Annotated in this window: 3 protein-coding genes; 1 reads left to right on the top strand and 2 read right to left on the bottom strand. The window is 72.1% G+C overall.

Features of this window, described 5'->3' with window-relative positions:
• Positions 1-231: 231 nt before the first annotated feature.
• Together hemQ and hemG are read right to left on the bottom strand one after the other, a co-directional pair.
• Positions 232-945, bottom strand: a complete 714-nt coding sequence (gene hemQ, locus ACFWI9_RS32010; protein WP_387168130.1) for a hydrogen peroxide-dependent heme synthase — start codon at positions 943-945, stop codon at positions 232-234.
• 4 nt (positions 946-949) lie between these two features.
• Positions 950-2,416 carry a protoporphyrinogen oxidase gene (gene hemG, locus ACFWI9_RS32005; RefSeq protein ID WP_387168127.1) on the bottom strand — a complete coding sequence of 489 codons (1,467 nt, stop codon included), beginning with the start codon at positions 2,414-2,416 and terminating at the stop codon, positions 950-952.
• 137 nt (positions 2,417-2,553) lie between these two features.
• Here hemG and ACFWI9_RS32000 point away from each other — a divergent pair, with 137 nt between their 5' ends.
• Complete coding sequence (locus tag ACFWI9_RS32000; RefSeq protein WP_387168125.1) at positions 2,554-3,525, top strand: DUF4349 domain-containing protein; 972 nt, start codon at positions 2,554-2,556, stop codon at positions 3,523-3,525.
• The last annotated feature ends 48 nt before the right edge of the window (positions 3,526-3,573 follow it).

The following is a 3,573-nucleotide window of genomic DNA, read 5'->3' as shown; positions in this document are numbered from 1 at the left end:
TCGCAACTCGTTGTTGGGGGTCACGCTGGGGTGGTCGTTTCACGTCTACCCTAACACGAAGCCGGACCCGGTGTCTTTGGAGCAGCGCGCGGTGGAGCGTGAGCGTACACGCGCTCTGCCGCCCGCTGTCTGATCTTCCGGGTCAATGGGGGTGGGCCGTCCGGCGGAACGACTCACCCCAGGTCATCGGGGCGCCCCGGCTACGACGGGACCGCCCGGGCCATGGGGCGCTCAGGCCAGCCCGGCCACCAGCTCCGCCACGCTCTTTCGCCGCCCGGTGTAGAAGGGGACCTCCTCGCGGACGTGCATCCGGGCCTCGGAGGCACGCAGATGGCGCATCAGGTCGACGATGCGGTACAGCTCGTCGGCCTCGAAGGCGAGGAGCCACTCGTAGTCGCCGAGCGAGAACGAGGCGACCGTGTTGGCGCGCACATCCGGATAACCGCGGGCCATCTTGCCGTGGTCCGCGAGCATCCGGCGACGGTCCTCGTCCGGCAGCAGGTACCAGTCGTACGAGCGCACGAACGGGTACACCGAGACGTAGTTGCGGGGCGTCTCGTCGGCGAGGAACGCCGGGATGTGCGACTTGTTGAACTCGGCGGGGCGGTGCAGGGCCATGTTCGACCACACCGGCTCCAGGGCGCGGCCGAGGCGGGTGCGGCGGAAGAGGTTGTAGGCCTCCTGGAGCTCGTCCGCGGTCTCCGCGTGCCACCAGATCATCAGGTCCGCGTCGGCGCGCAGTCCGGACACGTCGTACGTCCCGCGGACGGTGACGTCCTTGGCGGCGAGCTGGTCGAACAGCTCCTGGACCTCGTCGGCGTATCCGACCCTGTCCTCGGGCAGCACGTCGCGCAGCCGGAAGACTGACCACAGGGTGTAGCGGATGACCTCGTTGAGGTCCTTCGCCTTCTTACCGGCGTTCGGGATCTTTTCGGGCGCACTCATAGGGCTATTCTCGCCCGTCCCGGACAGTGCCCCGCACCAGGGGTGCCGTGGCGATGATCTCTTCCGCGGCACGCCGGCCGCTGCCGACGCAGGCGGGGATGCCCACACCGTCGTACGCAGCCCCGCACACCCGCAGCCCGGGCAGCTTCGCCACCGCGTCCCGGACCCGGGCGACCCGGCCCAGATGGCCGACCGGGTACTGCGGAAGCCCCCCGGTCCAGCGGGTGACCTCGGCGGCCACCGGCCGGGCGGTGAGTCCTGCGGCCTCGCGGAGATCGGCCAGGGAGACGTCCACGAGTTCGGAGTCCTCACGGTGCAGCTGCTCCTCCTCCCCGTAGCGCCCCACGGAGGTGCGCAGCACGAACAAGTCGGGGGCGCGGTCCGCCACCCACCGCCATTTGCGGGCCGAGAAGGTGGAGGCCTTGATCGTGCGGCCGTCCACGGGCGGTACGAGGAAGCCTGAGCCCTCCGGGAGCTGCCCGGCCACGTCGGAGCGGCGGAATGCCAGGGTGATCAGCGCCATCGAGGCGTACTCGACGCCGGCCAGCTCGGCGGCAGCCGCCGGGGACTCCGCGGCGAGCAGCGCGGACGCGGGCCCGGCAGGCGTGGCCAGCACCACCGCGTCAGCCGTGAGCTGCCGCTCGCCGGTGCGGATCAGCCAGTGTTCAGGGGTGCGGGTGAGGCCGAGCACCGGGGTGCCGGTGCGGATCTCGCCGCCCTGTGCGCGGACGGCGTCGGCGACGGCGAGCGGAAGGGTGCCGATGCCGCCGTCGATGCCCATGAAGACGGGGCCCGTCTCCTGCTGCCGGGCAGCGCGCTGCTGGATCGCCCGGACGGCGTCGTGGAGCGAGCCGCCCGCGTCCCGGGCGGCTTCGAAGAGCTGGGGCACTGCGGCGCGCATGGAGATCCGGTACGCGTCTCCCGCGTACACCCCGCCCAGCAGCGGCTCGACCAGCCGGTCGACGACCACACGGCCGAGCCGCTGGGCGACGAACGCGCCGATGGCGACATCGTCGCCGAGGTCGGCGGGTGGCAGCTCGCGCTCGCGCTCGATCCGCGCGAGTCCATCGGCGGAGAGCAGTCCGGTCAGCGCGGCGGCGCTGCCCGGCACGCCCATCACATGGCCCTTGGGCATCGGACGCAGTGCGCCGCGGGTCCATACGGAGGCGGTGGCCGTGGCAGGTGTCTGGAGGCGGTCACCGAGCCCGACGGCCCGGGCGAGGTCCACGGCCTCCGGGCGGCGGGCGAGGATCGACTCGGCGCCGAGGTCGACGGGGGCCCCGGCGATCTCGCCGGCCAAGAGCTTGCCGCCCAGCCTGCCGGTCGCCTCCAGCAGGGTCACCCGGACCCCCGCGGACAGCAGCCGGTGGGCGGCGGAGAGCCCGGCGATCCCGCCGCCGACGACCACGACATGACCCGGCTGCCCCACTGGCGCGCCCGGGCTCGTGCCCGTATCCGTGTCGGCGTTCATGTGCCCACTCTCTCAAACGACCTGCCGGGGACCGTAACGAGTCCTGACCGTGACCGCTTCGGGACCGTGGAACGGCAACCCGCTCCCCCACCCGGCACGTCGAACTGTCGGCAAACACCACCACCTTGGGGGATGACATGCGTATACGGCGTCATATGTTCGCGGCGGCGCTGCTGACCGCCTCGCTCGCGCTTGCGGGCTGCGGTGCGTCCGGCGACTCGTCGGGCGACGCGAAGTCAGCGGCGAAACCGGACGTGGCCGAGGCGGCGACCGGACGCGGCCCGGCGGCCGGCTCCGGATATGCCGCGGCCTCACCGGCTCCGGGCGCGCAGCGGGACGGGACGGCCAACAAGCCCGTGACGGCGGGGACCCACGTCATCCGCACCGCCGAGCTGTCGGTGGAGGTGAAGGACGCGACCAAGGCGCTGGCGCGGATCCGCACCACCGTCGAGACCGCGGGTGGCCATGTGGCGGACGAGACCACCGAACGTGTCGATGACACCCGTGTGACGTCCCGCATCGTGCTGCGTGTCCCTCAGGACCGGTACGCCTCGCTGCTCACGGACCTGGAAGGTTCGGGGAAGCTGCTCTCACGCAAGGCGGACGCGAAGGACGTCACCGACCAGGTGGTCGATGTGGAGAGCCGGATCGCCACCCAGCGGGCGAGCGTCGCCCGGGTGCGGGCACTGATGGACCGGGCGGAGAAGCTGGCCGACGTGGTCACGCTGGAGGGCGAGCTGAGCAACCGTCAGTCCGAGCTGGAGTCCCTGCTGGCCCAGCAGGCGTCGCTGAAGGACCGTACCTCGATGGCGACGATCACCGTATCGCTGTCCGAGCCGTACGACGCCGAGCCCGTCGCCGAGGACGACCCCGGTCTCCTGGACGCGCTGAAGGGCGGCTGGGAGGCGCTGGCGGCGACGGTCCACTGGATCGGGCTCGTCCTCGGCGCCGTGGCGCCGTTCGCGGCCGTGATCGCGGTGCTGTACGCGGTGTGGCGCTGGCTGGTCCGGCCGCTGCGGCAGCGGCGCCGTTCCGGTACGGCGACCGCTACCGCTCCCGCTGCCACGCCCGATCTGCCCCAGCAGCCCGAGCACGCCGAACGGGACTGAACGGACGACCGCCCGTAGCGTGTTGCCATGGAACGACTGGTGGTCATC

This window comes from Streptomyces sp. NPDC127084 (assembly GCF_042724175.1).
Lineage (GTDB): Bacteria > Actinomycetota > Actinomycetes > Streptomycetales > Streptomycetaceae > Streptomyces.
The sequence above is the reverse complement of the archived record's forward strand: the minus strand, read 5'-3'. Positions and strand labels throughout refer to the sequence as shown.

Bases quoted from the DNA above. Each gene is read 5' to 3' on its own strand.
- ACFWI9_RS32000 (WP_387168125.1), top strand. From the start codon at position 2,554: ATGCGTATACGGCGTCATATGTTCGCGGCGGCGCTGCTGACCGCCTCG.
- hemQ (WP_387168130.1), bottom strand. From the start codon at position 945: ATGAGTGCGCCCGAAAAGATCCCGAACGCCGGTAAGAAGGCGAAGGAC.
- hemG (WP_387168127.1), bottom strand. From the start codon at position 2,416: ATGAACGCCGACACGGATACGGGCACGAGCCCGGGCGCGCCAGTGGGG.